The 26899-nt window shown below is 71.5% G+C and carries 25 protein-coding genes; 10 read left to right on the top strand and 15 right to left on the bottom strand.

The annotated features are described in order from the left end of the window. Positions 1–13 precede the first annotated feature (13 nt). Both EJC51_RS22020 and EJC51_RS22025 read right to left on the bottom strand, forming a co-directional pair. Positions 14–433, bottom strand: a complete 420-nt coding sequence (locus EJC51_RS22020; RefSeq protein WP_126272669.1) for a DUF4267 domain-containing protein — start codon at positions 431–433, stop codon at positions 14–16. A gap of 57 nt (positions 434–490) precedes the next feature. Beyond that, entirely contained in the window at positions 491–937 is a 447-nt protein-coding gene (locus tag EJC51_RS22025) for an anthrone oxygenase family protein (RefSeq protein WP_126272670.1), read from the bottom strand. 92 nt (positions 938–1029) lie between these two features. Here EJC51_RS22025 and EJC51_RS22030 point away from each other — a divergent pair, with 92 nt between their 5' ends. Together EJC51_RS22030 and EJC51_RS22035 are read left to right on the top strand one after the other, a co-directional pair. Beyond that, positions 1030–1608 (top strand): TetR/AcrR family transcriptional regulator, encoded by a 579-nt coding sequence (locus EJC51_RS22030; RefSeq protein ID WP_126272671.1) that lies wholly within the window; start codon positions 1030–1032, stop codon positions 1606–1608. Positions 1609–1713: 105 nt separating this feature from the next. Further along, entirely contained in the window at positions 1714–2352 is a 639-nt protein-coding gene (locus EJC51_RS22035; RefSeq protein WP_126272672.1) for an SDR family NAD(P)-dependent oxidoreductase, read from the top strand. Positions 2353–2446: 94 nt separating this feature from the next. Here the strand turns inward: EJC51_RS22035 and EJC51_RS22040 are convergent, their stop codons facing one another. The 6 genes from EJC51_RS22040 to EJC51_RS22070 form a co-directional block, all read right to left on the bottom strand. Next, on the bottom strand, positions 2447–2749 hold the full coding sequence (locus EJC51_RS22040) for a ferredoxin (RefSeq protein ID WP_126272673.1): 303 nt from the start codon (positions 2747–2749) through the stop codon (positions 2447–2449). Continuing rightward, complete coding sequence (locus EJC51_RS22045; protein ID WP_126272674.1) at positions 2746–4998, bottom strand: MMPL family transporter; 2253 nt, start codon at positions 4996–4998, stop codon at positions 2746–2748. Before EJC51_RS22045 ends, EJC51_RS22040 begins: the two co-directional genes overlap by 4 nt. Before the next feature lie 334 nt (positions 4999–5332). After that, the gene (locus EJC51_RS22055; RefSeq protein ID WP_126272675.1) at positions 5333–6226 is read right to left on the bottom strand and encodes an SDR family NAD(P)-dependent oxidoreductase; all 894 of its coding nucleotides are present in this window, start codon (positions 6224–6226) and stop codon (positions 5333–5335) included. A gap of 40 nt (positions 6227–6266) precedes the next feature. After that, a complete protein-coding gene (locus EJC51_RS22060; RefSeq protein WP_208870731.1) occupies positions 6267–7256 on the bottom strand; it encodes an aldo/keto reductase in 990 nt (329 codons plus the stop codon). A 137-nt stretch (positions 7257–7393) separates the two neighbouring features. Beyond that, positions 7394–8608 carry an MFS transporter gene (locus tag EJC51_RS22065; protein ID WP_126272676.1) on the bottom strand — a complete coding sequence of 405 codons (1215 nt, stop codon included), beginning with the start codon at positions 8606–8608 and terminating at the stop codon, positions 7394–7396. Positions 8609–8625: 17 nt separating this feature from the next. Beyond that, a complete protein-coding gene (locus EJC51_RS22070; RefSeq protein WP_126272677.1) occupies positions 8626–9849 on the bottom strand; it encodes a cytochrome P450 in 1224 nt (407 codons plus the stop codon). A 131-nt stretch (positions 9850–9980) separates the two neighbouring features. Between EJC51_RS22070 and EJC51_RS22075 the strand changes: the two genes are divergently transcribed. Beyond that, positions 9981–10823, top strand: coding sequence for a helix-turn-helix transcriptional regulator (locus EJC51_RS22075; protein ID WP_166682889.1), 843 nt, complete (start codon positions 9981–9983; stop codon positions 10821–10823). Between the two features lie 11 nt (positions 10824–10834). Here EJC51_RS22075 and EJC51_RS22080 read toward each other — a convergent pair whose 3' ends face one another. Further along, on the bottom strand, positions 10835–11701 hold the full coding sequence (locus EJC51_RS22080) for an SDR family NAD(P)-dependent oxidoreductase (RefSeq protein WP_166682890.1): 867 nt from the start codon (positions 11699–11701) through the stop codon (positions 10835–10837). A 210-nt stretch (positions 11702–11911) separates the two neighbouring features. Here EJC51_RS22080 and EJC51_RS22085 point away from each other — a divergent pair, with 210 nt between their 5' ends. From EJC51_RS22085 to EJC51_RS22115, 7 genes are all read left to right on the top strand, one after another. Next, complete coding sequence (locus tag EJC51_RS22085; RefSeq protein ID WP_126272680.1) at positions 11912–12907, top strand: phosphotriesterase family protein; 996 nt, start codon at positions 11912–11914, stop codon at positions 12905–12907. A gap of 25 nt (positions 12908–12932) precedes the next feature. Next, complete coding sequence (locus EJC51_RS22090) at positions 12933–13292, top strand: cupin domain-containing protein (protein ID WP_126272681.1); 360 nt, start codon at positions 12933–12935, stop codon at positions 13290–13292. Then, positions 13289–13960 (top strand): HAD family hydrolase, encoded by a 672-nt coding sequence (locus EJC51_RS22095; protein WP_126272682.1) that lies wholly within the window; start codon positions 13289–13291, stop codon positions 13958–13960. The genes EJC51_RS22090 and EJC51_RS22095 overlap by 4 nt, the downstream gene beginning before the upstream one ends. A 5-nt stretch (positions 13961–13965) precedes the next feature. Next, entirely contained in the window at positions 13966–15603 is a 1638-nt protein-coding gene (locus tag EJC51_RS22100; RefSeq protein WP_126277074.1) for an FAD-dependent monooxygenase, read from the top strand. A gap of 48 nt (positions 15604–15651) precedes the next feature. Continuing rightward, entirely contained in the window at positions 15652–16683 is a 1032-nt protein-coding gene (locus EJC51_RS22105) for a ScbA/BarX family gamma-butyrolactone biosynthesis protein (RefSeq protein WP_244362781.1), read from the top strand. Next, positions 16674–17711 carry an NAD-dependent epimerase/dehydratase family protein gene (locus tag EJC51_RS22110; protein WP_126272683.1) on the top strand — a complete coding sequence of 346 codons (1038 nt, stop codon included), beginning with the start codon at positions 16674–16676 and terminating at the stop codon, positions 17709–17711. The genes EJC51_RS22105 and EJC51_RS22110 overlap by 10 nt, the downstream gene beginning before the upstream one ends. Before the next feature lie 106 nt (positions 17712–17817). Then, positions 17818–19428, top strand: coding sequence for an FAD-binding oxidoreductase (locus EJC51_RS22115; RefSeq protein ID WP_126272684.1), 1611 nt, complete (start codon positions 17818–17820; stop codon positions 19426–19428). A gap of 13 nt (positions 19429–19441) precedes the next feature. Here the strand turns inward: EJC51_RS22115 and EJC51_RS22120 are convergent, their stop codons facing one another. The 6 genes from EJC51_RS22120 to EJC51_RS22145 all read right to left on the bottom strand — a co-directional run bounded on the left by EJC51_RS22120 (position 19442) and on the right by EJC51_RS22145 (position 26843). Next, a complete protein-coding gene (locus EJC51_RS22120; RefSeq protein WP_244362783.1) occupies positions 19442–20887 on the bottom strand; it encodes an aldehyde dehydrogenase family protein in 1446 nt (481 codons plus the stop codon). Next, positions 20884–22605, bottom strand: a complete 1722-nt coding sequence (locus tag EJC51_RS22125) for an N-acyl-D-amino-acid deacylase family protein (protein ID WP_126272685.1) — start codon at positions 22603–22605, stop codon at positions 20884–20886. Before EJC51_RS22125 ends, EJC51_RS22120 begins: the two co-directional genes overlap by 4 nt. A gap of 94 nt (positions 22606–22699) precedes the next feature. Then, on the bottom strand, positions 22700–23818 hold the full coding sequence (locus EJC51_RS22130) for an LLM class flavin-dependent oxidoreductase (RefSeq protein WP_126272686.1): 1119 nt from the start codon (positions 23816–23818) through the stop codon (positions 22700–22702). An 87-nt stretch (positions 23819–23905) separates the two neighbouring features. Continuing rightward, a complete protein-coding gene (locus EJC51_RS22135) occupies positions 23906–24676 on the bottom strand; it encodes an SDR family NAD(P)-dependent oxidoreductase (protein ID WP_126272687.1) in 771 nt (256 codons plus the stop codon). An 11-nt stretch (positions 24677–24687) separates the two neighbouring features. Then, on the bottom strand, positions 24688–25605 hold the full coding sequence (locus tag EJC51_RS22140; RefSeq protein ID WP_126272688.1) for an LLM class F420-dependent oxidoreductase: 918 nt from the start codon (positions 25603–25605) through the stop codon (positions 24688–24690). Beyond that, positions 25602–26843 (bottom strand): amidohydrolase family protein, encoded by a 1242-nt coding sequence (locus EJC51_RS22145; RefSeq protein WP_126272689.1) that lies wholly within the window; start codon positions 26841–26843, stop codon positions 25602–25604. Before EJC51_RS22145 ends, EJC51_RS22140 begins: the two co-directional genes overlap by 4 nt. Between the last annotated feature and the right edge of the window lie 56 nt (positions 26844–26899).

Consider the following 26899-nt stretch of genomic DNA (forward strand, 5'->3'; position numbering starts at 1 on the left):
CGCACCGGTGGCGTCAGGCGGTCCGCAGGGCGGGCGGTGCGACCGGAGCCTTTCGGGTCTCCCACAGGATCAGCAGGCCGTTGGCCGCCATGAGGGTCGCGGTCAGGCAGTGGACGCCGAGCGCGGTGGCCACGGAGCCGTGGTGGGCCAGCACGGTGGTCATGTCGCCGTACGCGGCGAGGGACTCCACCAGCAGCGCCCAGCCCAGCGCCCGGCGGTGGCCCGTCAGCAGCAGGACGGCCAGGACCAGGGCCAGGACGACGTCCCGGATTCCCTTCACGATCAGGAAACCCCCGCCGTCGCCGGACGCCGGGTGCGGCAGGCCGAAGCCCTGCACCGACGTCTCCGGGTCCAGGATGAACCCCGTCCCGAACCAGAGGATGAAGAGGATGAAGGCGGCGGCCACGACGGTGTTGATCTTCTTCAGTGACATGGTGCTTCTCCTTGCCTTTGCTGTTCTCGTTGGCCTTGTCGTCCTTGTCGTCCCTGTTCAGACGAGAGACGCGGCCAGCAGGGCGAAGGCGGCGACGATGACCGCGACGCGGACGTAGTGCCAGCGCAGCCAGCGGTTCAGCTGCTGCTTCCAGTCGGCGGGGCGGTTCTCCGGGGTCCATGTCTTGTTGCGGTTGTTGATCGGGACCAGCAGCAGGATCGACATGATCACGCTGAGGAGCAGCAGTGCGCCGGCGGTGATGACGAGGCCGGTGCCGTCGTGATCGCGGCCGGCGACGGCCCAGACCGCCACCAGGGCCAGCGAGCCGATGTACCAGACCGGCATCACCGCGCCGAGCATCCGGCCCCCGTGGGCGTGACCGAGCTGGCCGCTCTCCTCGGGGAGGGCGTTGAGGATCGGGTTCATGACGAAGGCGACGGCGAACTCCACCCCCACCATGACGCCGACGACCACGACCGTGACGACCTCGAGTGTGCTGAGCATGATGACCCCCTACTGAAATCTAGCGTTGCTAGCTGTTGAGGCAACGCTAGACCTACTGCCGCTCGATTGTCTAGCGGTGCTAGGATCGAATCATGTCGGTACAGGAACGCAAGCAGCGCGAACGGGCGGAGCGTGAGCGCCTCATCGTGGCGACAGCCCGCGAACTCGCCGAGCAGCAGGGCTGGGACGCGGTCACCACCCGTCGGCTCGCCGAGCGCATCGAATACAGCCAGCCCGTCCTCTACAGCCACTTCCGCGGCAAACGGGAGATCATCGGCGCCGTCGCCCTCCAGGGCGCCACCGAACTGGCCGTCGCGATGCGGGCCGCGACCGCCGCCGCGGACGGGCCGCGGGCCCGGGTCACCGCCCTCGCCCGCGGCTACCTCGACTTCGCCGAGCGCAACCCGGCGGTCTACGACGCCCTGTTCCAGCTCGACGGCGGTCTGCCCTACGCGCAGGACGACACCCCGGAGCCGCTGAAGGACGCCTTCGCCGCACTGCTGGAGACCCTCGCCGAGGTCGCCGGGGACGGCGTCGAACCGGGGCTGTTCACCGAGCTGTTCTGGGCGTCCCTGCACGGCATCGCGACCCTGACCCGCACACGGCGGCTGCCGCCGGAGGACACCGAGCGGAGAGTCGAGCTGCTGGTCGACCGGCTCGCCGTGCTCTGACCCGGTTCGACACCGTCCCCGGCAGTCATCCCCGGGAACAAGCCCTCCCCCGGCCCGAGTTGACCTTCGCAGAGGTCAGGTCGGCATCGGGACAAGGGGGCTTTCATGACGTCAGCGGTGGTCATCGGGGCGGGGCCGGGAATCGGGCTCGCGGTGGCCCGGCGGTTCGCGCGGGAAGGGTTCGATCTCGCGCTGGTCGCCCGGAGCAAGGAGACGGTGACCGGCGTGGCCGAGAGCCTGGAGGGCGTCCGGGCCCTGCCGCTCGTCGCCGACAGCAGCGACGAGGTCGCCCTCCGCGCCGCCCTCGACACCGCCGCCGCCGAACTCGGCGCCCCGGACGTCGTCGTCTACAACGCGGCCGTCATCCGCCCCGACACCGTCGGTGAACTCCCGCTGCGCGCCCACCTCGACACCTACGCCGTCAACGTCCTCGGTGCCCTCACCGCCGCCGCGCACACCGCGCCGGGCATGGCCGAGCGCGGCCGGGGCACCTTCGTCGTCACCGGCGGGATGCCCGAGCCGAAGCCGGAGTACGTCAGCCTGTCGCTGGGGAAAGCTGGCGTACGCTCGCTCGTCGATCTGCTGGACCGGCGGTACGGGCCGTCCGGCGTGCACGTCGCCACCGTCACGGTGAGCGGCCCGGTCGCACCCGGGACCGCCTGGGATCCCGACGAGATCGCCGAGCAGTACTGGCGGTTGCACGCGCAGCCGCGGGCGGAGTGGGAGCGCGAGGTCCTCGTCTAGCCACCTCGTGCCGGGCCGCCGGCATGGCCGATGCCCGGACCAGGGGCGGTCCGGGCATCGGGGTCGGGCAGGAGGTTCGCGTCGCTGTGGGGGTTCAGGGCGCGAAGATCTCCTTGCCCTCCTCCGCCGTGCGGAGCGTGATGGCCGCCGCGGGGCAGTTCTCGGCGGCTTCGAGGAGGTCGGAACCGGCCGGGACGGGGGACTCCGGTGCCGTCGCGCGGCCGGCGGTGTCGAGGGTGAAGGCCCGTGCGGCACTGCCCGCGCACAGGCCCGAGCCGACGCAGACCGCGGAGTCGATCTCGATGGTCCAGTGCTCCGTCTGTTCCGTCTGGCCTGTCTGTTCCGTCTGTTCCGTCTGTTCCGTCTGTTCCGTCTGTTCCGTCTGTTCCGTTGTCATACCCGCTCCCCCGCCTTCGACGGGCTCGGTACGGTCACCACGGTCTCGGACGGGCCGCCCTCGCTGATGCCGAACCGGCCGTGCAGGCGCCGCAGCGGGCCGGGCGCCCACCAGTTGGCGCGGCCCAGCAGCTGCATCACCGACGGCACCAGGACACCGCGGACCACGATCGCGTCCATCAGGACGGCCAGCGCCAGTCCCAGGCCGAGCATCTTCATGTTGGTGATCTGGGACGTGCCGATGGCCACCAGGACGACCGACAGGACGGCGGCGGCCGCGGTGACGACGCCGCCGCTGCGCTGGAGGCCGAAGACGATGGCGCGGGTGGTGTCGCCGGTGCGGTCGTACTCCTCCTTGATGCGGGACAGGACGAACACCTCGTAGTCCATGGAGAGTCCGAAGGCGACGCAGAACATCAGCACGGGCAGGGTGGCCGGGATGAAGCCGGTGACCGTGAAGTCGCCGAGCAGGCCGCTGAGATGGCCGTCCTGGAAGACCCAGACCAGGGCGCCGAACGTGGCGGACAGGCTGAGGACGTTGAGGACCACCGCCTTCAGCGGGACCACCACGCTGCCCGTCATCAGGAACAGCAGGATCATCGTGACGCCGACCATCGCGAGCAGCGCGTACGGCAGCCGGTCGGCCAACGTGTCCTGGGTGTCGACGAGTTCGGCCGCACCGCCGCCCACCAGGACCGGGAACGGGGACGGCACGTCACGGATGGCGCGGACCAGGTCCTGGCTCTCCGGGGAGACGTCCTCCAGGGACGGCTCGACGGCCAGGTAGGAGGCGCCGGTCGTGGTGTAGCGGGCGTTCGCCGGGCCCGGCTGCTGCACCAGGCGGCCCTCGGCGTACGTGCCGGCCGAGGAGTTGACCCGTACGACCCCGTCGAGGCGGGACAGCGTCGTCGCGTACGAGGCGATGTCCGTGGCACGACTCCTGCCGTCCACCCCCTGTGCCACCACGTCGAGTTCGCCGGTGGGGCGGGACGTGAAGCCGTCGCGGATCACCTGGTGGACCTGGTGCGCCTCGGCGTCCTTGGGCAGTTGGCGGTCGTCGATGTTGCCGAAGGTCACGCCGAGGAAGGGGGCGCCGAGCGCGACGAGGAACGCGACCGCGGTGACGGCGAAGACGACCGGGCGCTTCACCACGGCCTCCCCGATCCGCCGCCAGCGGCGGCCCGAGGCGTCCGGTGCGGTGCCCTCGGCCGTACGGCGCCGGAAGATCCGGGTCAGGTCGAGCGCGTCGATCCGCCGGCCCAGGACCAGCAGCAGGGCGGGCAGGACGACGAGCGCCGCCGCGGCGGCGATGAGGACCACAGAGATGCCGGCGTAGGCGAAGGAGCGCAGGTAGTACATGGGGAACAGGAGCATCGCCGAGAGCGCCACGGCGACGGTGAGCGCGGAGAAGGCGACCGTGCGGCCGGCGGTGCCGAGCGTGGTGCGTACGGCGGCCTGGGGCGGGGCGCCGCCGTGCAGTTCCTCGCGGTAGCGGCGGACGATGAACAGGCCGTAGTCCACGGCGAGTCCGAGGCCCAGCGCGGTGGTCAGGTTGAGCGCGAAGACGGACACGTCGGTGAAGCCGGTGATCACGCGCAGGCTCGCGTTGGTGCCCACGATGGCGATCAGGCCGATGATCACGGGCAGCAGGGCGGCGACGGCACTGCGGAACACCAGGACCAGGATGAGCAGGGTCAGCGGCAGCGCGATGACCTCGGCGCGGGCCAGGTCCTCCCGGCTGGTGTCCTGCACCTCGGCGCGGATCTGGGCGGCGCCGCCGATGGAGACGTCGACCGGGCCGTGGCTGCCGCGGTAGTGCGGGGCGAGGGCCTTGAGGGTGTCGTCGGCCTCGGTCTCGGTGCCGGTGACGCGGGCGACGACGAGGCCGTAGCGGCCGTTCTCGCTGCGCAGCGCGGGTGACTTGGCCTGCCAGTACGAGGTGACGCCCTGGACGTCGTGCTCGGCGGCCAGCCGTTCGGTCAGCCGCTTGGCCTCCGCGGTCACCGCCGGGTCGTCGACGCCGGCGTCCGCCTTCACGAGGAGCGCCAGATTGGGGCGGCCCGCGGCGAACTCCCGGTCGAGGAGACGGGCGGCCTGCGAGGACTCGGCGGCCGGATCGGTGGTGCCGCCGCCCTGGAGCCGGTCGGCCACCCCGCCGCCGAGGACGACGGCGCCCGCGGCGAAGAGCAGCGCCAGGAACAGGATGAGACGTGGCCGCGCCGTGGTCAGCCTGGCCAGACGCTCGAACATGGTGGTGGGTCCCTCCGGTGGTGACGCGGTGTGGTGCGGGGGTGATCAGCGGGGCGCGGGGGCTCGGCGCCGACGGGGGTGGTGCGGCGGGGGTTCGGGCTGAACCCGGGTGGGCGTCCGTCGTCCACGCCGACGGGTGCGGGGGGCTGGAGGCGATCGGGGCCATAGGCGCGGTCGACGCCACAGGCGCGGTCGACGCCACGGGAGCCGCCGGTGCCACGGGCGCGAGCGGCCCGACCGGAGCCACCAGCACGCCCGGTCCTCCTCCCTCCCGTCGGGCCCCGCCCCAGGGCGGCACGCAGGCCCGCGGGTGATGCGGCGCCCGTGCGGCCGGTCAGCGGGCGTGGGCGGACTCCGCGGGCTTCGGGTAGCTCGCGCGGCTCAGCCCGAGGGTGCGCAGGAGCAGTCCGTCGCGGAAGCGGTCCGGCAGGATGCGCAGGAACGACAGGGCGCGGGCGTCCTGGCCGATGAGGTAGCGGGTCGCCGGGCGGCGGGTGGTGATCGCCTTCGTCAGCGTCCCGGCCGCCTTCTCCACCGGCGTGGCCTTCTGCTTCGCCGCGGCCGCCTGGGCGTCGCCGAGGGCCTTCACATAGCGCTGCCGGGCCTCGGTCTCGCCGGCCCAGCCGTCGTCGGCGGCGGCCTTGTCCGCCTTGTTGAAGATCTCCGTCTCCAGCGCGCCGGGTTCGACGAGGACGACGTCCACGCCGAGGAACTTCAGCTCCAGGCGGAGGGTGTCGTTGAGGGAGGCGAGGGCCGCCTTCGACGCGGCGACCGGGCCGAAGAACGGCACGGCGGTCCGCGCGGTGACCGCGCCGACGTTGACCACGCGGCCGCCCGCCCGGCGCAGTGCGGGCAGGAACGCCTGGGTGACGGCGATCTGGCCGAGCACGTTGATCTCGAACTGGCGGCGCAGCGCGTGCGGCGGTACGAGTTCCACGGGGCCCTGCACGATGACGCCGGCGTTGTTGACCAGCGCGTCGAGGCCGTGGTCGGCGAGGACGGGGGCCACGGTGGTCGCGGCCGCGTGGATCGAGTCGGGGTCGGTGACGTCGAGGACGACGGGGGTGACCGAGCCGAGACCGAGGGGCAGTGCGCTCAGCGCCTCGGGGGTGCGTACGGCGGCGATCACCTGCCAGCCGGCGTCCGAGAGCTTCTTGATCGTCGCGCTGCCGAGACCACCGGCGGCGCCGGTGACGAGGGCGACGGGGGCGGACGAGGTGGGGCTCATGAGTGCCTCCGGGTTCGTGAGGGGGTGGCGGTGGGGTCGTTCACTCGTCCTCCACCAGGTGCATCAGGCCGGCCGGGAACCGCTCCCCCGCGAACGCGCCGGGCGGCGCGACCGTCTCGATGCGGGCGAGGTCGGCCGGGGTGAGGTCGACGTGCAGGGCCGCGGTGTTCTCCTCGAAGTCGCGGCGGGTCTGGCTGCCGGGGATGGGGACGACGCCCTGGGCGAGCAGCCAGGCCAGGGCCAGCTGGGCGGTGCTGCACCCCTTCTCCAGGGCGATCTCGCCGAGCCGGGCGACGATCGCGCCGTTGACCGCGAGGTTGTCCGGCTCGAAGCGCGGCAGGAAGCGGCGCAGGTCGTCGGTGGCCAGGTCCTCGTCGGTGAGGATCTGGCCGCCGAGCAGCCCCCGGCTGAGCGGGCCCCAGGCGACGAAGCCGATGCCGAGCTCCCGGCAGGTGGGCAGGATCTTGTCCTCCACGCCACGGCTGGCCAGCGAGTACTCGGTCTGGAGGACGGAGACGGGGTGGACCGCGTGGGCCCGGCGGACGGTCTCGGCGCCGGCCTCCGAGAGGCCGATGAAGCGCGCCTTGCCGGACCGCACGATCTCCGACAGCGCGCCCACCGACTCCTCGACGGGCACGCGCGGGTCGATGCGGTGCAGGTAGTAGAGGTCGACGTGGTCCGTGCCGAGGCGGGCCAGGCTCGCGTCGATCGCCTTGTGCAGGTGGGCCGGTGAGCCGTCGAGCTCCACGCCGGTCGGGGTGCGGATCATGCCGCCCTTGGTGGCCAGGACGACCTTGTCCCGCAGGCCGCCGGCGCCGCGCAGCGCCTTGCCGACGATCTGCTCGGACACGCCGTCGCCGTACATGTCGGCGGTGTCGATGAAGTCGACGCCGAGTTCCACGGCGCGGTGGATCGTGGCGACGGATTCCGGGTCGTTCCGGTCGCCGTAGAATTCGGCCATTCCCATGCAGCCGAGCCCGAGTGCGGACACTTCGAGGCCCTTCGCGAGTTCGCGACGCGGCACATCCATTTGCTACTCCAGTCGTCTCGGAAGAAGCCGAATTCCCGGCTTTTCAGCACATGGGCCCCGGCTTTTCAGCGTATGAGCGAGAACGTGCGGGCACAAGGGTGGAAAAACTAATAGCAGTACCGCCACCAGCTGGCCCGTCAGCGCCTGACCAGATGAAAGAGCCAGGTCAGAGCGGCTGCACCGGACAGTGCGGCACCCAGTACGCACACCGCGGTCCAGCCCGAAGCGGAATAGGCGAGAGCGGCTCCCGAGGCGCCCACGGCGCCGCCCAGAAAATATCCGGTCATATAGACCGACGTGACTCGGCCACGAATTTCCGGGGGAACCTGGTAGATCGCGCCCTGATTGGCGATGTGCGCGCCCTGGACAGCGAAGTCCAGAGTGAATGTGGCAAGGACGAGAAATACCAAGGACGTTTTCCCGAGGGCGGCCGGGAGAAAGGACAGGCACACCCCGGCGAGCAGGATTCCGGTGAGAGGCGTGCCGCGGCCGCGGTCGGTGGCCCGGCCGGCCAGCCCCGCGGCGACGACCCCGCCGATGCCGACGAGGCTGAGCAGCCCCACCGCGCCGGCGCCGTACCCGTACTCGGGTCCGGCGAGCAGGAACGGCAGCGGGGTCCAGAACGCGGTGAACGCGGCGAAGCACAGGGCGCCGTACAGGGTGCGGCGGCGCAGCGTGCGGTGGGCGGCGACCAGGCCGGGGAGGGAGCGCAGCAGCGCCCCGTAGCCGAGGCCGGTGGCCGTGGGCGGGGCCGCGCCGGCCCGGGGCAGCCGGCCGCGCAGGACCAGCACCAGGAGGCCGGCGCAGGTCGCGGCACCGTAGTACACGGGCCGCCAGCCGGTGCGGTCGCCGACGACGCCGGACAGGAAGCGGATCAGCAGCGAGCCGACGAGGACCCCGCTCATCACGGCGGCGACCACCCGGCCGCGCTGGTCCTCGGGGGCCAGGGACGCGGCGAACGGGACCATCACCATCACCGCGACCGAGGCGAGGCCGATCAGGGCGGCCGCCGCGTACAGGACGCCGATGCCCGGTGCGGTGGCGGCGAGCAGCAGCGCGGCCGTCTCCGCGGTGAGGAGCGTGAGGATGAGCCGGCGCCGGTCGAGGAGGTCGCCGAGCGGGACGACGAGGACCAGGCCGAGCGCGTACGCGGCCTGCGTCGCCACCACCAGCAGGCTCGCGGCGAGATGCGAGCGGTCGAGGTCGGCGGCGATGGTGTCCAGGAGCGGCAGGGCGAGGTAGAGGTTGCCGACGGTGAGGCCGCTGGCGAGGGCGAGCAGCCGGACCGGGGCGCGGGGGGCGGGGGCGGCGGCGTGCCGCCGGGGCGAGTCGGGGCGTACGGACGAGGCCATGGGAGGCGTCCGTGCCGTCAACCGGTCGCGAGCGGCAGGGACTCCACACCGCGCAGGGTCAGCCGGGGCCGGAAGACGACCGCGTCCGCGCCGCCCGGGCAGTGCAGTCCGGGGAAGCGGCGCAGCAGGGTGGAGAACGCGATCTGGGCCTCCATGCGGGCGAGGGAGGCGCCCAGGCAGTAGTGGATGCCGGAGCTGAACGACAGCACCGGGGCGTCACCGCGGCCCACGTCGAAGCGGTCGGGGTCGGGGAAGCGGCGGGGGTCGCGGTGGGCGGCGCCGACCAGGGCGACCACGGAGGAGCCCTCGGGGATCACGGTGCCGGCGATCTCGACGGGCGAGTCGGTGACCCGGTTGCCGAGCTGGGTCGGGCTGTCGTAGCGGAGCATCTCCTCCACCGCGTTCGGTATCAGCTCGGGCTGGGCGCGCAGCCGGTCCATCTGCTCGGGGTGGCGCAGCAGGGCGAGCATGCCGTTGCCGAGGAGGTTGGTGGTGGTCTCGAAGCCGGCGCCGAACAACAGGTTGCACATGCCGATGAGTTCGCCCTGGCTGAGCTGGTCGGCGCCGTCCTTGGCGGCGATCAGGGCGGACAGCAGGTCGTCGCCGGGGTTCTTGCGGCGCTCCTCGACGAGCTCGCTGAAGTAGTCGTCGGTGAACTGCGCGCCCTTGTCGCAGGCGGCCAGGTCGTCGGGGGTCAGGCCCAGTTCGTAGATGTCCTGGAAGGCCCGCATGGGCTCCTGGAGCGAGGGCAGGTCGGCGTCGGGGATGCCGAGCATGCGGCCGGTGGCCATCGCCGGGAGCGGGAAGGCGAAGTCCTTCATGTAGTCGATGACGCCGTCGCGTTCGAGCTTGTCGGCGAGGCCCTCGACCATGGCGGTGATCTGCGGGCGCATGGCCTGCACGGCCCGGTTGGTGAAGGCGAAGCCGGCCAGCTTGCGCAGCCGGGTGTGGTCCGGCGGGTTGGCCCACAGCATGATGTTCGGCAGCCGGCGCAGGGCGGCGTGCTCCTGCCACTCGTCCTTGCCGACCCAGGGCGCGAAGACCCGGTACGGGTCCTTGAGCGCGTGCTGGCTGCGGAGGAAAGTGTTCACGTCGTCGTAACCCGTGACCACCCAGTGGCCGAGCGCGGTGCGATGTACTGGGGTCAGATCCCTGACCCGCTCATACAGCGCATAGGGTTCGCGCAGGCCCTCGGGCGTGAGGAAGAGCTGGGCGAGCAGCTCGTCCGCGTCCATTTCCATGAGGTGTCCTTTCTGTGTACTCACTGACTTCCCTTCATGATTGAGCACGATTCCGGGATGAGGGAGAGTAGAGTCACTGCTAGTGGTTTCCGCACCACGAATCCGATCCCACGGGGGCTTTAATGGGAAATTTGAAGGACGAACAGAGCCGGAGGGAACTCGGGGACTTCCTGAGGTCCCGGCGCAGGAAAGCGGACCCGAAAAAGAGCGGACTGATTAATTCCGGAAACGAGGTCAGCCGCCGCCGAATTCAGGGGCTGCGCAGGGAGGAGGTCGCCCAGCTCTCGGGCGTGAGCCTCACCTGGTACACGTGGCTGGAGCAGGGGCGGGACATCAACGTCTCGCGCCAGGTCCTCGGCGGGATCGCGCGGGCCCTGACGCTGGACGCCGTGGAGCGCAGCCATCTGTTCCGGCTCGCCGGCGAGGTGCCGCCGGACACCGCGGCCGCCGGCGACGAGCAGGTCGCCGGACCCGAGATGCAGACCTTCCTCGACCTGCTCGACCCGAACCCCGCGTATGTGATCACCCGGTGCTTCGACGTGGTCGCGTGGAACCGCGCGGAGGCGGCGCTCATGGGCGGGTTCGAGCATCTGCCGGTCCACGAACGCAACGCGCTGTGGCTCATGTTCAACGCCCCCGAGGCCCGCGACCTGCTGCCCGACTGGGAGCGCGAGGCGCGCTGGCTGGTGGGGCTGCTGCGGGCCGAGTCGGCGCACGAACTGGGCAGCCCGCGCTTCATCGAGGTGGTCAGCAGCCTTCAGAAGTCCAGCGAGTTGTTCAGCGAGTGGTGGACCTCGCACGACGTCCAGGCGTTCGCCCCCTCCGTCCGCCGTTTCCGGCACCCGGTCGTGGGAGAGCTGGAGCTCAACTACGTCAAGCTCTCGGTGGAGGGCGGCCGCGGGCTCAGCATCGTCTCCCACTTCGCGACCCCGGGCTCGGAGACGGCACGCCGGCTGAGCACGCTCGTCGACTGACACTCCGGCCGTCACGCGGTCAGCAGTTCCGCGGGGACCTCGTCCGGTCGGCCGATGACGCCCGACTGGTCGAGGGCCACCTCCCACAACCGCCGCCGGCCCACCACGTCCTGCGCGAACGGGTTCGGTTCGATGCGCCGCCGCTCGTGGAAGTAGACGCCGCTGGCGTTCTCCAGCCGCGGATCGGTGACCAGCCGCACGATGTTCCGGGCGCCGTACCCCGTCCGATGCGGGGCCAGCACGAACGTACTGCGCACCATCTTCGTGGCGCACATGCCCGGATGGAGACTGTTGGCCCGCACCCCGTCGGCCCGCAGGCGCTGCGCGTACTCGTTGGTGAAGGCGGTCAGCGCCAGCTTGGACTGCGCGTACGCGGCCATACGGTCCCAGCGCCCCGCCATCTGGAGATCGTCCCAGCGCAGTTGCCCCCACCCCTGGGCGACCGAGCTGACGTTGACGACCAGGGCGGGCGCGGAGCGGGCGAGCAGGCCCGACAGGCGCAGGGTCAGGGCGAACGGCGCGAGGAAGTTGACCTGCCACTCCAGTTGCAGCCCGTCCGCCGTGACCCGGCGGGTGCGGGCGCTGCGGTTGGGCGTGGCCACACCGGCGTTGTTGATCAGGGCGTCCAGCCGGCCGTACGTGGCCAGCACCTCGTCGGCCAGCGCGTGCACCCCGTCGCGCCGCGACAGATCGGCGACGAGGGAACTCCCCTGGCCCCGGCCCGCCGACCGTACCCCGGCGAGGGCCTTGGCCACCTTGCGCGGATCACGGCCGTGCACCACCACGTGCCAGCCCTCCTCCGCCAGGAGTCGTGCGGTCGCCTCCCCGAGACCGCTCGTGCTGCCGGTCACCAGAGCGACCCGTTCGGTGCTGGTCACGTCCTGCTCCTTCACGGCCGAATCCTCACGCGCATTCGCACAATGGGTTTTCTCCGATCCTCACACTCCCCCTCGCGCGGCCGTCGGACAAGATTACTGAAACCACTAGTGCCAATGGCACCACCATCCGGCCAAGTATTCGTTGACAACGCCACCACCGGGTGTGGATTGTTGCTGCAGGAGTGAAAGCCACGCCCAGGGGAGGCGATAATGGCAGCAAATTCCATTGAACCCGTCATAGTCGAGACCGCTAAAGGCGGCATTCCGCTGGACCGGCTCGGCGTCACATTGATGCATGAGCACGTCTTTGTTCTCAGTACCGAAATACAGGAGAACAATCCTCAGCTCTGGAATGAGCAGGAGCAGATCGACAGCGCCGTCGCGAAGCTGAACGCGGCCGCCGAGCGCGGGGTCGACACCATCGTCGACCTCACCGTCCTCGGCCAGGGCCGCTACCTGCCCCGCATCAAGAAGGTGGCCGAGCGCGTGGCGCTCAACATCGTCGTGGCGACCGGCGTCTACACCTACAACGACGAGCCCATGTACTTCGCCTTCCGCGGCCCCGGCCGGGTCTTCGAGGGCCCGGACCCGATGGTCGAGCTGTTCGTGCGCGACATCACCGAGGGCATCGGCGACACCGGCGTCAAGGCGGCCGTCCTCAAGTGCGCCACCGAGACCGAGCAGTTACCGGAGGGCGTGGAACGCGTCCTGCGCGCCACCGCCCAGGCCCACCGCGAGACCGGGGCGCCGATCCAGACCCACAGCAACGCCCTGGTGCGCAACGGCCTGTTGCAGCAGAAGGTGTTCCGCGAGGAGGGCGTCGACCTCAGCCGGGTCGTCATCGGGCACTCCGGCGACAGCGACGACCTCGGCTATCTGCGCGAACTGCTCGACGCCGGCTCGTTCCTCGGCATGGACCGCTTCGGCATGGAGTTCATCGCCCCGCTGGAGCAGCGCGTGGACACCGTCGCCCAACTGGTCCGCCTGGGCTACGCCACACAGCTCGTCCTGTCCCACGACTGCCCGTGCTTCCTGGACTACCTCACCACCGACCAGCGCGAACTCGTCGCCCCCTCCTGGGAGTACACGCACATCCACGACGACGTGCTGCCCGCGCTGCGCAAGGCCGGGGTGAGCGACGAGGACCTGCGCACCATGCTCGTCGACAATCCGCGCCGCTTCTTCGCCGCCAACGCCCCCTACTGACACCGACCTTGCAAGGAGGCATGTCGTGACCCACAGTCCCGTCACCGCGCAAGGCCCCTGGGAAGAACTCGGCGCACCCCTGTGCCTGGACACCCCCTGGGTGAAGGCCTGGGTCGAGCAGGTCCCGCCGGGCGGCACCCGCCCCCTGCACACCCACCGCAAGCCCTGGGCGACCGTGGTGCTCAGCGGCGCCAAGGTCCGCTCCCTCGGCCCCGAGGGCGAGGTCCTGCGCGAGGGTGAACTCCCGGACGGCGTCGTCCTGTTCAACCCGGCGGACGAACCCCTGTGCCACCAGATGCACAACATCGGCGACACCGAACTGATCATGGTCGGGTTGCAGTGGGAGAGCGGCCCGGCGAGCACGCCGGAACCGGAGGCGTCATGAGCGGCGAATGCGTCGAGGTAGTCGTCGTCGACTACGGCGGCGTGCTCACCAACCCGCTGGCCGAGACCTTCTGCGAGTTCGCCGCCCTGGCCGGCCTCGACACCACCGCCCTCGCCGAGGCGTTCCTCGCCGCCACCGAGAGGCACGGCGAAACCCCCATGGCCGCGCTGGAGATCGGCGCGATCAGCGAACGCCAGATGGCCGACCGCATCCTCGCCGAACTGCCGCCCGGGTCCGAGAAGATCCTGGACGACCACGAGTTCGGGGAGCTGTGGTTCCGCGGCCGGCGCCCCAACCAGCCCTTCGTCGACTTCCTGCGCGAACTGCGCGCGAACGGCAAGCGGCTCGCGCTGCTCACCAACAACGTCCGCGAGTGGGAGCCGCGCTGGCGCGCCCAGCTCCCCGTCAACGAGCTCTTCGAGGTCGTCGTCGACTCGCACAAGGAGGGCGTGCGCAAGCCGGACCCCAAGATCTACCGGATTCTGCTGGAGCGGCTCGACGTCGCACCGCACCAGTGCCTGTTCGTCGACGACACCGAGGAGAACTGCGCCGCCGCCCGCGCACTCGGCATCCCTTCCGTGCTGTTCACGGACACAGACACCGCCGTACGCGAGGTGCTCACCCACCTGGAAGGCAACGCACCGGACTCCGAAGGGACTTCACCATGACCGCCATGACCGAGGACATCCTGATCGTCGGAGCGGGCCCCACCGGTCTGACCGCCGCCTGCACCCTGCTGGGGCTCGGCGTGCCGTGTCGGATCGTCGACCGGCGCGACGGGCCGGGCGGGGCGCCCAAGGCGCTGGTGCTGTGGAGCGGTGCGCTGGAGTGCCTGAGCCGCGTCGGTGCCGTCGGGCCCATCGTCGAGGCGGCGCTGCCGCTCGCCCGCGCCACCTACTGGTCGCGGAAGAAGCAGGTCGGCGGCATGCGGTTCGGCGGCCTCGACGGCACCGCCTTCCGCCATCCGCTGTGCGCCCCGCAGCCCGTCACCGAGGCCGCCCTGTACGAGCGGCTGCACGCGCTGGGCGGCGAGGTCGAGTGGGAGACGGAGGCCGTGGGCCTCACCGTCGCCGGCGACAAGGTCACGGTGGCGCTGCGGACCGTGCAGGGCCGGGTGGAGCGGGGCACGTACCGCTATGTGATCGGCGCGGACGGCACCCACAGCCGGGTCCGGGACGCCGTCTCCATCCCCTTCGAGGGGCACACCTACGACCGGGTGTTCCTGCTGGGCGACGGCAGGCTGGAGGGGCCCGCGCCCGAGGACGAGGCGCAGTACCACATCACCCCCGAGGGCGTGCTGGTGCTCGTCCCCCTGCCGGACGGCGGGCACCGGGTCTTCTTCGACATCGCGGCCGACGGGAACACCCGGCCGCCGTCCGACGAGGAGCTGCAAGCCCTGCTGGACGAGCGCGGTCCCGGCGGGCTGCGGCTGCGCGAGACCTGGTGGTCCAACCGGTTCCAGGTGCACGCCAAGGTCGCCCCCGCGTTCCGCGCGGGCCCGGTCTTCATCGCCGGGGACGCCGCCCACGCGCACAGCCCCGCGGGCGGCCAGGGCCTCAACACCGGTGTCCAGGACGGCTACGACATCGGCTGGAAGCTCGCCTCCGTGCTGCGCGGCGCCGCTCCCGAGCTGCTCGACAGCTATGAGCCGGAGCGCCGTCCGGCCTCCGTGCAGGCGGTGCGCAACGCCGACCAGCAGACCCGGATGTGGCTGCTGCGCAACCCCATGGCCCGGGCCATGCGGGACGCCACCATGCAGTCCTTCTCCCGGCGGGGCCTGCTGGAGAAGCAGATGCTGCCGCAGCTCGCCCAGCTCGACCTCGACCACTCGGCGAGCCCCGCGGTCGCCGACCTGCCGGGCGCCGCGGCCGTGCCCCGCGGCGTGAAACTGGGACGCCGCGTCCCGGACACCGCGCTGATCCCGCTGAACGGCACGAAGGCCGACTCGCTCCACCAGTACCTGACGGCCGGACGGCACACGGTTCTCGCGTACGGGGACCAGGCCGCCGGCGACATGGCCGTCCGGGCCGTGGCCGCGCTGCGGGGGCGTGGTGTGGACGACATCACGGACGTGCTCTGGGTCAGGCCTGCGGGCGACAGCTCCGGGGCCGGGCGCGCCGGCGGCGCCGCCTATGCCCGCTGCGACACCGCACGCGTGTCCGGCCCCGGGTTCGGCAAGGAGGACGGCACGCCCTGGCTCGCCTACGTACGCCCCGACGGAACGGTCGGGGCCCGGGCCGGCATCCCGGGCGTCCTCGAACTGCTCGACCGGCTGCCCTCGCAGCGGGCCGGCGCCGCCGAGGCGGCCTGATCCGTGGACCGACACCCACTCCAGGTCGGAAAGGACCCCCAGCCGATCATGACCATGCCCGAGACTCAGCCCACCGACCTCGAGACCACCGAGGAAACCGCCGACGCCGTGCCGGACCCCGTCGCCGAGGCCGCCGCCCGGCTGCGCTACGACGCGACCGTCTCCCGCACGCTGGTGCACCGCACCTCCGTCGCCGAGGTCTTCGTCACCGACTCCGCGGCGATCGGCGAGGAGACCTTCCTCGTCGCCGCCCAGCTGCCCCGCGGCCACCTCATCGGCGAGAACGCGCCGATGTACGACTACACCCTGCTCATCGAGGTGGTCCGGCAGGCAGGCGTCCTGGTGGCCCACGAGCACCTGGACGTGGAACTGGGCTCCGCGTTCATCTTCCGCAGCCTCAACCTCCGTACGGTGGGCCTGACCCAGCTGCGGATCGGGGCGACGCCCGCGCACGTCCTCGTCACGATGACCGTCCATCCCCGGCGCAACAAGGCCGGCCGCGTCCAGGGGTTCACCTTCAGCGGCAACGTCGCCCTGGACGGCCATGTGGCGATGGCCGGCAACGGCGCCCTGCTGATCGTGTCCCAGCGCGCCTACCGCACCCTGCGGGCGAAGCGCCGCACGGCCGCGACGGACCTGGCCCTGCCGCGCTTCACCCCGGCGGCACCGTCCGCCGTGGGCCGCAGCGAGGCCCGCAACGTCGTGATCACCGCCCCGGTGGTGGCGAGCGAGGCCCGGGTGTCGGCACAGCTGGTCCTCGACGCCAGCCACCCGCACATGTTCGACCACCCGCTCGACCACGTCCCCGGCCATCTCCAGATGGAGGCGGCCCGCCAGCTCGCGATCGCCGCCGTCGCCCAGCTGCACGGGCTGTCCCCGCAGACGCTGACCATCTCCGCCATCGAGACCGAGTTCACCGACTACGCGGAACTGGACCAGGTGACCGAACTGCGGGCCACCGTGCAGGGATTCCGCCGCCAGGACGACCTGCGCACGCTCGCCGTGCCCGTGGTGATCGACGTCCGGCAGGAAGGGGCGGTGACGACGACGATCCGGCTGGAAGTGGTGCAATGGACGTGACCGGTCCGCCGTTGCAGCGGGTGCTCGTCACCGGTGCCACCGGTCTGCTCGGGGGCCATGTCGTACGGCAGCTGCTCGACGGCGGCAGCGCGGTGACGGCCGTGGTCCGGGACCCGCAGCGGGCCCGCGCCCTGCTCCCCGGGCACGATCAACTCACCGTCCTCCAGGGGGACGTACGCGAACCGGGCGCCCTCGCCCCGGCCCTCCCGGGGCACACCGCGGTGATCCACACGGCCGCGTACTTCCGGGAGTACTACGCGCCGGGAGGGCACGACCCGGCGCTGCTGACGGCCACGAACGTCGACGCCGTCACCGGACTGCTCGACGCGGCCGCCGCGGCCGGCGTGCCGGTCGTGGTGCACACCAGCTCCATCGGCACGCTCGGCACCCGCCCCGACGGCCGGCCCTCGGACGAGGACACCCCGGAGGGGCGCGGCACCCGCGCCAACGGCTACTACGCGAGCAAGCTGCGCTCGGAGGAGGCGGTCCGCGCCTTCGGCGCCGAGCGCGGGGTACGGGTGCCGATCGTGCTCCCGGGCTGGATGTGGGGGCCGGGCGACGCCGGGCCGACCTCCGCCGGGCGGCTGTTCGCCTCGGTGGCCGAGGGACGGCTCGGCGGTGTCCCCCGGGCGGGCAACCACGTGGTGGACGCCCGTGACGTGGCGGACGCCTGTGTCCGGGCCGCCGCCAAGGGGGAGCACGCCCGCCGCTACATCGTGGCCGGCGACTGGGTCCCGCTCCCCGAGGTCTGCCGGATCGCGGCAAGGGCCCTCGGGGTCACGCCCCCGCGCGAGGTGCCGGCCCGGCTGGCGCTGCTCATGGCCGCCCTGCTGGAGACCGGCGGCCGGCTGCGAGGCGCCGCACCGACCGCCACCCGGGAGGGCGTGCGGGCCCTGCTGGAGGGAGACCGCCGCCGGGTGACCTCCGCCCGCGCCGAACGCGAACTCGGCGTGGAGTTCCGCCCGTTGGAACGCACCCTGCGAGACCAGGCCGACTGGTACCGCGCCCACCGCGCCACGGTCCCCTGAACCGGACTTACGCCCCCCACCACAAACCCCGGGGCCCGGGCGGTCACGTCCCCCGACCGTCCGGGCCCCGGCCTGTCTTCCACCCTGCGAGGAGAGCGACCCTGCCATGCCCAGACCCAGCAGCGAGATCAGCAGACGGGCCCTGATGACCGGGGTGTCCGCCCTGGCCGTCGCCGAGGGCGTCCTCAGCCCGACCGACGCGAGCGCGGCGCCCGCCGCACCCTCCGTGTCCGTCGGCCCCGGTGACGCGCGGTACGCGGAGCTCGCCACCGGCGTGAACAAGCGGTGGGCGGCCACGCCCGAAGCCATCCGCCTCGTCGCCTCCACGGAACAGGTGGTGCAGGCGGTGACGGAGGCCGTGCGGGCCAGGAAGCGCGTCTCGGTGCGCAGCGGCGGCCACTGCTACGCCGACTTCGTCCACCACCCCGACACCGACGTCATCATCGACACGTCCGCGCTGAACGGGATCGCCTACGACCCCGCCCGCAACGCCTTCGCCATCGGCGCCGGGGCCCAACTGGGGCAGATCTACGAGGCGTTGTACAAGGAATGGGGGGTGACGATCCCGGGCGGCGCGTGTCTGACCGTGGGGATCGGCGGTCATGCGAGCGGCGGTGGGTTCGGGCCGCTGACGCGGCGGTTCGGGCTGGTGGCGGATCACATCGAGGCCGTGGAGATGGTGGTGGTCGACGCCTCGGGGAGGGTGCGTACGGTCGTCGCCTCGCGCGCGCCCTCGGACCCGCACCGCGACCTGTGGTGGGCCACCGCGGGTGGCGGCGGCGGGAGCTTCGGCGTCATCACCCGCTACTGGTTCCGCTCCCCCGCCGCGACCGGAACCACGCCCGGCCTCCAGTTGCCCGCACCGCCCCGCGAGGTGCTGGTCAGCCTGACGGAGATCCCGTGGAGCCGGCTGGACGCCCCGTCGATGGCCCGCCTGGTCCGCAACTTCTGCGCCTGGCACGTGGACAACGGCGCCACCTCCTCCCCGTTCATCTCCCTCTCCGGCTATCTGCTGATGCGCCAGGGCGCGACGGGCGGCGCGGCCCTGTTCACCCAGGTCGACGGCACGGACCCGGACGCCGACCGGCTGCTCGCCGACTACGCCGCGGCCCTCACGGCCGGCACCGGCCTCACCGCCTCCTTCCCGTCCCGCCGCGTCCCGTGGCTGGCCTCGACGAAGCTGCTCGGCACCAGCAGCCCGGTCCTGCTGTACGACCACACGCTGCGCAGCGCGGTGAAGACGGCGTGGCTGAAGGGGAGTTTCACCGACGCCCAACTGGCCGTCATGTACCGCCACTTGACCCGTACGGACTACTCGAACCCGAACGCCGTGATCTCCCTCAACGGCGGCGGCGGCCGCACGAACGACACCGCCCCCGACGCCACGGCCGTCCCGCACCGGGACGCGGCCCTGATCGCCCTGTACGAGAACTTCTGGATCGACCGGCGCGAGGACGACAAGCACCTAGCCTGGCTCCGGGACCTGTACCGGGAGTCGTTCCAGGACACGGGCGGCGTCCCCGTCCCGAACGACCTGACCGGCGGCTGCTACATCAACGACCCCGACCCCGACCTCTCGGACCCCGCCTGGAACACCTCGGGCGTGCCCTGGCACACCCTGTACTGGCGGGCGAACTACGCCCGTCTCCAGCAGGTCAAGGCCCGCTGGGACCCGACGGACTTCTTCCGCCACTCCCAGTCGATACGGCTGCCGTAGGGCAGAGGACGGTTCACCCCGGCCAGACGATCGCCTGCACCTCGCTGTAGGCGTGCAGCGCGTACGACCCGACGTCCCGGCCCACCCCGCTCTTCTTGAACCCGCCGAACGGCGCCTCCATGTTCCGCCCGACCGTGTTCACGCCGACCCCGCCCGCCCGCAGCCGCCGGGCCACCCGGAAGGCGCGGGCGACGTCGCCGGACCAGACGTAGTCGATGAGGCCGTAGTCGGAGTCGTTGGCGAGGGCGATGCCCTCCTCCTCGTCGTCGAAGGGGACGACGGCCACGACCGGCCCGAAGATCTCCTCGCGGGCGACCCGCATCGCGTTGGTGCAGTCCGCGAGGAGGGTCGGGGCGACGTAGAAGCCGCGCTCGTACGGCGGCCGTTCGCCGCCCGCGACGACCGTCGCGCCTTCCTTGCGGCCCAACTCCACGTACGACTCGACGCGTTCCCGGTGCGGGGCGGAGATCACCGGCCCCACGACCGTGTCCGCCTCCCGCGGGTTCCCGACCTTCAGCCGCCCGGCGTAGCCGGCGAGCCCGTCCACCAGCCGGTCGTACACGCCCCGTTGGGCCAGCACGCGCGTGGGCGCGGTGCAGATCTGCCCGCTGTAGAAGGAGAAGGTGGTGCCGATCCCGGCCACCGCCGAGCCGATGTCGGCATCGTCGAGGACGACCGCCGCGCCTTTCCCTCCCAGCTCCATCAGCTGCCGTTTCATGCCGCGCCCGCACACCTCGGCGATGCGCTGTCCGACGGCGGTGGAGCCGGTGAAGGAGACCATGTCGACGTCGGGCGAGTCGACGGCGGCCTCACCGACCTCGACCGACCGTCCCGACACCACACTGAGCACGCCCCGCGGCAGCCCGGCCGCCTCCAGCGCCTCCGCCATCCGGTAGACGGACAGGGGGTCCTGCGGGGCGGGCTTCACGACGACGGTGTTGCCCATCGCGAGGGCGGGGGCGATCTTGCCGGCCGGGTTGGCCCAGGGGTTGTTGTACGAGGTGATGCAGGTGACCACCCCGACGGGCTGGCGGACCGCCAGCGCCCCCATCACCCCGGCCTTCCCCATCGGCCCGGCCTCGTTGATCTGCGGCGGGATCGCCCACTCGGCGCTCTCCACGCGCGCGTACCGCCGGAACCGGGCGACCCCGACCCCGACCTGCATCGCCCGCGCGGTGCCGGTCGTCGCCCCGGTCTCCGCCTGGGCGAGTTCGGCGTACGGCACGAAGCGGCCCGCGATCACGTCGGCAGCCCGGGCGAGGATCGCCGCCCGCTCCTCGGGCGCCGTACGCGACCATGACCCGAAGGCCTCGCGGGCCGCGGCGCAGGCCGCGTGCACCTGATCCCGCGAGGCCTCCGGCGCCCACCCGACGGTCTCCTCGGTGGCCGGATCGACCACGGCGTAATGTCCGCCGTCCGGCTGGGTCCACTCGCCCCCGATGAACAGCCGCTCCTTCACCGGGTGCTCACCGTCCGGGTGTCCCGCCCCGAGCGCAGCACCTTCCCGGGCACGGCCCCGCTCACCGTGTCGTCGCGGATCGCCTCGACCCCGTTGACCCACACGGCCCGTACCCCGAGTGCCTTGGAGTCCAGCCGCGGGCTGTCACCCGGCAGGTCGTGCACCAGGGTGGCCGTGCCCGCGCCGATCCGCTCCGGGTCGAAGAGCACCAGGTCGGCATGGAAGCCCTCCCGTACCTGCCCCCGCTCGCGCAGCCCGAACAGCCGCGCCGGGTCGTCGGTCAGCATCTTCACCGCCTGCTCCAGGGTGGCGAGCTTCCGCCCGCGCAGACAGTCCCCGAGGAACCGGGTGGTGTACGGCGCCCCGCACATCCGGTCCAGGTGCGCCCCCGCGTCCGAGCCGCCGAGCAGCACGTCCTCGTGCTGCCAGGTCTCGGCGCGCAGCGCCCAGGAGGCGGGGTCGTTGTCGGTGGGCATGGGCCACAGGACAGTACGGAGCTCGTCGGCGGCGCAGATCTCGACGAGGCAGTGGAAGGGGTCCTGCCCCCGCTCCTCGGCGATGTCCCGCACGACCCGCCCGCTGAGCCCGCGGTTCGCCTCGCTGTAGGTGTCGCCGATGACGTACCGCCCGAAGTTCGCCAGCCGCCGGAAGACACCGGCCTCCTTGGACTGGGCGCGCTCCAGCATCCCGGCCCGTACGTCCGGGGCGCGGAGTTTCTCGATCCGCTCGGGCACGGGCAGGCCGAGGATCGGCCCCCAGCCGGGGATGAGGTTGAGCGCGCAGAAGGTGCCCAGGGACATGTTCATCGGCGTCAGGATCGGCATGGTGAGGGCGACGATCCGGCCGCCGGCCTTGCGTGCCTGTTCGCTCGCGAACAGCTGGCGCGGGACGCGTTCGGGGACGGTGGCGTCGATGGTGAGCACGTTCCAGTTCAGCGGCCGCCCCGCCGCCGCGCTCATCTCCACGAACAGCTCGATCTCGGCGTCGCTGAACTGGTCGAGACACCCGGCGACGATGGCCTCGATCTGCGTCCCTTCGTGCTCCCCCACCGCTTTGGAGAGCGCGACGAGTTCGGCGGGCAGGGCATGCCGGGAGGCGACGGGCTTCCCGTCCCCGTCGGAGTGGGTGGTCGACTGGGTGGTGGAGAGCCCCCACGCCCCGGCGTCCATGGCCTCGTGGAACAGTCGCAGCATGGCGTCGAGTTGCTCGTCACTGGGCTGCCCGCCAATGGCGTCCGCCCCCATGACATACCGCCGCAGCGCACAATGCCCGACCATGAACCCGGCGTTGACGGCGATCCGCCCTTCGAGCGCGTCGAGATACTCCCCGAACGACTGCCAGCTCCAGGGCGCTCCCTCCTCCAGCGCGACCAGCGACATGCCCTCGACCTTGGACATCATGCGCCGCGTGTAGTCGGCGTCCCCGGGCTTCAACGGGGCCAGCGTGAACCCACAGTTGCCGGCGGCGACCGTCGTCACCCCGTGGTTGAGGGAGGGAGTGGCGTACGGGTCCCAGAACAGCTGGGCGTCGTAGTGGGTGTGGGGGTCGACGAACCCGGGGGCGAGGACGAGACCGGATGCGTCTTCGCTGGTGTGCGATGCCTCGTCGACCCGGCCGATGACGGCGACCCGCCCGTCTCGGATACCCACGTCGGCGACACGGGCGGGAGCGCCGGTCCCGTCGACAACGGTCGCGCTTCTGATGAGGTGATCAAGCATGGTTGCCCCCTTCAACTCCGGGCAGGTGGAAGGCCTTCAGGGGCGCGGGGAACTGCGCGACCAGCCCCCACACACCCGCAGCCGCCGTACAACCTCAGACAGCCCCTCGGAATCGCGTCGTCCGATGCACAGGATCCGTATCGATCTTCGGAATCACGTGCTCCCCGATCAGCCGAATCGTCTGCAACGTCTCCTCCTTCGGCACCCCCACCGGCAACCCGAAGCTCAACTGGTCCGCCCCGGCCTGCTCCCACCGCTTGCACTGCGTGAGCACCTCGTCCGGATCCCCGCAGATCAGCAACTCCTCCTCGATCAGCAGCTCCACGAACTCGGGGGTGTACTCGGGCAGCGTCTCGGGCCACACCGGGAACCCCTCGGGCCGCGGAAACGTGTCGTGGTACCGGAACACCAGCGAGGGCAGATAGTGCAGCCCGCCGTTCACCGCGATCTCGATCGCCTCGTCATGCGTGGGCGCACAGATCGCGGTCGTCGTCACCATCACGTTGTCGTTGACGAAGTCCCCGACCGGCTCGGCGTTCACGACGGAGTTCTTGTACTGCTCCAGGACCCACTCCATGTCGGACACCTTCTGGATGCTGAACCCCAGCACCCCGAGCCCCTTCTTCGCGGCCATGGCGTACGACGGCGGCGACCCGGCCGCGTACCACATCGCCGGGTGCGACTTCCCGTACGGCTTCGGCAGGACCTTGCGCGGCGGCAGCTGCCAGTGCTTGCCCTGGAAGCCGACGTACTCGTCCTGGAGCCACATCTTGGGGAACTCGGCGATGGTCTCTTCCCAGATCTCCTTGGTGTAGTTCATGTCGGTCACCCCCGGTATGAACCCGAGGATCTCGTGCGAGCCGGCCCCGCGGCCGGACCCGAACTCGAAGCGCCCCTCGGAGAGATGGTCGAGCATGGCGACCTTCTCGGCGACCTTCACGGGGTGGTTGACCTGGGCGAGGGGGTTGAAGATCCCCGACCCGAGGTGAATCCGCTCGGTGGCGTGCGCCAGATACCCGAGGAAGACATCGTTCGCGGAGAGGTGCGAGTACTCCTCCAGGAAGTGGTGCTCGGAGGCCCAGGCGTACTTGAAGCCGGACTGGTCCGCCTGGATGACGTACTCGGTCTCCTCCATCAGCGCCTTGTGCTCGGCGAGCGGATCGGTCTCGGCGCGTTTGCCCACGTATCCCTGTACAAAGAGCCCGAATTCCACGGCGGTTCACCATCCCAAGACAGGTGGGTCTGCTGAGTGCTACGACTTTCTGACGTACCGTCAGAAAGGTCAATACCTGACGACCAGTCAGACGATGCTGACCCCTGCCAGCCAGCCGCCGTCGATCACGAACGGCTGCCCGGTGATGTACGACGAGTCCTCGCAGGTCAGGAACAGCGCGAGCCGCGCCACCTCCTCCGGCCGGCCGATCCGCCCGAGCGGCACGAGCTTGCGGTACAGCTGGTCGAGGGCCCGGCTCATCCCCTCCACGTCGGCCCCGGGGTCCAGTTGGGCCGGGTTGGACATGGCGGTGTCGATGGCGCCGGGGCACAGGGCGTTGACGCGGATGCCCCGGCCGGCGAGTTCCAGGGCGGCGACCCGGGTGAGGCCGAGGACGGCGTGCTTGCTGGCGGCGTAGCTGCCGACGGCGGCCATGCCGGTCACGCCCGTGTAGGAGGCGGTGTTGACGATGGTGCCGCCGTCCTCCATCACCGGCGCGACGGTCTTGATGCCGAGGAAGCAGCCGACCTGGTTGACCCTCACGACCTGCATGAACTCGTCGAGGGGCGTGTCGACGAGGGAGTTGAAGCGCAGGATGCCGGCGTTGTTGACGAGGCCGTCGACGCGGCCGAAGGCGTTCTTGACGACGCTCACGGCGTCCCGCCACTGCTCCTCGTCGCCGACGTCGAGATGGACGTACCGCGCCCCGATGTCCCGCGCGAGCGCCTCCCCCGGTTCGTCGAGGACGTCGGCGAGGACGACCTCCGCCCCCTCCTCCCGGAACAGCCGCGCCTCCTGCTCGCCCTGTCCGCGTGCCGCGCCGGTGACGATGACGACGCGTCCGTCCAGCTTGCCCATCCGGCATCTCCTCAGAGGTGGGGCGCCACTTCGCTGCCGAAGGCCGCCATCTGGTCGGTGAGTTCGGTACGGCCGCGGCTGCGGAACCGCACCTGGATCTGGTGCACGCCCATCGCGCGATAGGCCCGCAGGGACTCGGCGAGCGCCTCCGGAGAGCCGGTGAGGGTACGGCGTCCGACGTCCCACCCGGGCCGTCCGAGGTAGAGGGGCTCGACGATGGCGCCGACGGTCAGCGGCGTCTCGATGCCCGCCTCCTCGCGGATCCGCGTCAGTTCGGCGATCTGCGCGGGCAGCCGGTCCCGCGGATCCCCCTGCGGCAGCCAGCCGTCCCCCTTGAGCGCGGCCCGCCGGACGGCGGCGGGCGAGGACCCGCCGACCCAGAGCGGAACGCGCGGCTGGGCGGGCCGTGGCCGCTGCCCCAGCCCCTGGAAGTCGTAGAACTTGCCGTGATGCTCGGGAAACTCCTCGGGTCCCAGCGCGGCCCGCAGCGCGTCCACGCACTCGTCGAGCAGCGCCCCCCGCTGCCGGAAGTCCAGCCCCAGCACCTCGAACTCCTCCGCCACGTGCCCGGCCCCGACCCCGAGAATCAGCCGCCCGCCGCTGAGGTGATCGAGGGTGGCGTACTGCTTGGCACTGAGCAGCGGATGCCGCAGCCCGACGACGGCGACATGGCTCAGCAGCCGGATCCGCTCGGTCACGGCGGCGAGGTGGGCGAGGGTGGCGACGGGGTCGTACCAGACGGTGCTCATCGCGGAGGCGAGCCGGCGCGGGATGGCGACGTGGTCGCAACCGGCGACGTACGCGAACCCGGCGCCCTCCGCGGCCCGGGCCACGGCGACGAGATCCTCCGGGCCCGCCCCGGCCTCCCAGGGCTCGGTGTAGATCGTGCTCTGGGACTGGACCGGGAGCTGGATGCCGTACTCGATCACCGGGGGCCGTCCCACAGTCCGTCGGGGGTGAGCCCGAGCAGGTCGATGGCGTTGCCGCGGACGATGCGTTCGATCGCGTCCGGCTCCAGGTGGCCCATCTGGGCCTCGCCGACCTCCCTCGACTTCGGCCAGGTGGAGTCGGAGTGGGGGTAGTCGGTCTCGTAGAGGACGTTGGCGAGGCCGATCGCGTCGAGGTTCCGGAGGCCGAAGGCGTCGTCGAAGAAGCAGCCGTAGACATGCTCGGCGAAGAGTTCGGAGGGCGGCCGGTGGACCTTGTCGGCGACCCCGCCCCAGCCGCGGTTCTCCTCCCAGACGACGTCGGCGCGTTCGAGGATGTAGGGGATCCAGCCGATCTGCCCTTCCGCGTACATCACCTTCAGGCCCGGGAAGCGTTCGAACTTGCCGCTCATCAGCCAGTCGACCATCGAGAAACAGCAGTTGGCGAAGGTGATGGTGGAGCCGACGGCGGGCGGGGCGTCGGCGGAGGTGGAGGGCATCCGGCTGGAGGAGCCGATGTGCATGGCGATGACGGTGCCGGTCTCGTCGCACGCGGCGAGGAAGGGGTCCCAGGCGTCGGTGTGGACGGAGGGCAGGCCGAGGTGCGGGGGTATCTCGGAGAAGGCGACGGCGCGGACGCCCTTCGCCGCCATGCGGCGGACCTCGGCGGCGGCGAGTTCGGCGTCCCAGAGGGGGATGAGGGTGAGGGGGATGAGCCGCCCCTGGGCAGCCGGCCCGCACCACTCCTCCACCATCCAGTCGTTGTACGCCTGGACGCACAGCAGCCCCAGCTCGTGGTCCGCGGCCTCGGTGAAGGTCTGGCCGCAGAAGCGCGGGAAGGTGGGGAAGCAGAGGGCGGACTGGACGTGGTTGACGTCCATGTCGGCGAGGCGGGACGGGACGTCGTACGACCCCTGCCGCATCTGCTCGTACGTGATGATCTCCAGCTTGATCTCGTCCCTGCTGTAGCCGACGGCGGTGTCGAGGCGGGTGAGCGGGCGGTGCAGGTCCTCGTACACCCACCAGTCGCCGACCGGGCCGTCGGTCCGGCCGGGGGTGCCCATGACCGGCTTGAACCGGCCTCCCAGGAAGGTCATTTCCTTCAGCGGGGCGCGGACCACGCGGGGACCGACGTCCAGGTACTTCTTCGGAAGCCGGTTCTGCCAGACGTCGGCGGGCTCAACGGTGTGGTCGTCGACGGAGATGATCAACGGGAAGGTGTTTCCGGTGGCGGTCTCCATGGGGGCCACGGTAGCGCTGATCTGACGACCCGTCAGCTACGGTGACAGCGCCTGGT

Source organism: Streptomyces aquilus (assembly GCF_003955715.1).
Classification (GTDB): Bacteria; Actinomycetota; Actinomycetes; order Streptomycetales; family Streptomycetaceae; genus Streptomyces; species Streptomyces aquilus.

What these genes read in the sequence shown, in the direction of transcription:
- EJC51_RS22020 (WP_126272669.1), bottom strand. Translation starts at nt 433, where the DNA reads ATGTCACTGAAGAAGATCAACACCGTCGTGGCCGCCGCCTTCATCCTC.
- EJC51_RS22025 (WP_126272670.1), bottom strand. Translation starts at nt 937, where the DNA reads ATGCTCAGCACACTCGAGGTCGTCACGGTCGTGGTCGTCGGCGTCATG.
- EJC51_RS22030 (WP_126272671.1), top strand. Translation starts at nt 1,030, where the DNA reads ATGTCGGTACAGGAACGCAAGCAGCGCGAACGGGCGGAGCGTGAGCGC.
- EJC51_RS22035 (WP_126272672.1), top strand. Translation starts at nt 1,714, where the DNA reads ATGACGTCAGCGGTGGTCATCGGGGCGGGGCCGGGAATCGGGCTCGCG.
- EJC51_RS22040 (WP_126272673.1), bottom strand. Translation starts at nt 2,749, where the DNA reads ATGACAACGGAACAGACGGAACAGACGGAACAGACGGAACAGACGGAA.
- EJC51_RS22045 (WP_126272674.1), bottom strand. Translation starts at nt 4,998, where the DNA reads ATGTTCGAGCGTCTGGCCAGGCTGACCACGGCGCGGCCACGTCTCATC.
- EJC51_RS22055 (WP_126272675.1), bottom strand. Translation starts at nt 6,226, where the DNA reads ATGAGCCCCACCTCGTCCGCCCCCGTCGCCCTCGTCACCGGCGCCGCC.
- EJC51_RS22060 (WP_208870731.1), bottom strand. Translation starts at nt 7,256, where the DNA reads ATGGATGTGCCGCGTCGCGAACTCGCGAAGGGCCTCGAAGTGTCCGCA.
- EJC51_RS22065 (WP_126272676.1), bottom strand. Translation starts at nt 8,608, where the DNA reads ATGGCCTCGTCCGTACGCCCCGACTCGCCCCGGCGGCACGCCGCCGCC.
- EJC51_RS22070 (WP_126272677.1), bottom strand. Translation starts at nt 9,849, where the DNA reads ATGGAAATGGACGCGGACGAGCTGCTCGCCCAGCTCTTCCTCACGCCC.
- EJC51_RS22085 (WP_126272680.1), top strand. Translation starts at nt 11,912, where the DNA reads ATGGCAGCAAATTCCATTGAACCCGTCATAGTCGAGACCGCTAAAGGC.
- EJC51_RS22095 (WP_126272682.1), top strand. Translation starts at nt 13,289, where the DNA reads ATGAGCGGCGAATGCGTCGAGGTAGTCGTCGTCGACTACGGCGGCGTG.
- EJC51_RS22100 (WP_126277074.1), top strand. Translation starts at nt 13,966, where the DNA reads ATGACCGAGGACATCCTGATCGTCGGAGCGGGCCCCACCGGTCTGACC.
- EJC51_RS22105 (WP_244362781.1), top strand. Translation starts at nt 15,652, where the DNA reads ATGACCATGCCCGAGACTCAGCCCACCGACCTCGAGACCACCGAGGAA.
- EJC51_RS22110 (WP_126272683.1), top strand. Translation starts at nt 16,674, where the DNA reads ATGGACGTGACCGGTCCGCCGTTGCAGCGGGTGCTCGTCACCGGTGCC.
- EJC51_RS22115 (WP_126272684.1), top strand. Translation starts at nt 17,818, where the DNA reads ATGCCCAGACCCAGCAGCGAGATCAGCAGACGGGCCCTGATGACCGGG.
- EJC51_RS22125 (WP_126272685.1), bottom strand. Translation starts at nt 22,605, where the DNA reads ATGCTTGATCACCTCATCAGAAGCGCGACCGTTGTCGACGGGACCGGC.
- EJC51_RS22135 (WP_126272687.1), bottom strand. Translation starts at nt 24,676, where the DNA reads ATGGGCAAGCTGGACGGACGCGTCGTCATCGTCACCGGCGCGGCACGC.
- EJC51_RS22145 (WP_126272689.1), bottom strand. Translation starts at nt 26,843, where the DNA reads ATGGAGACCGCCACCGGAAACACCTTCCCGTTGATCATCTCCGTCGAC.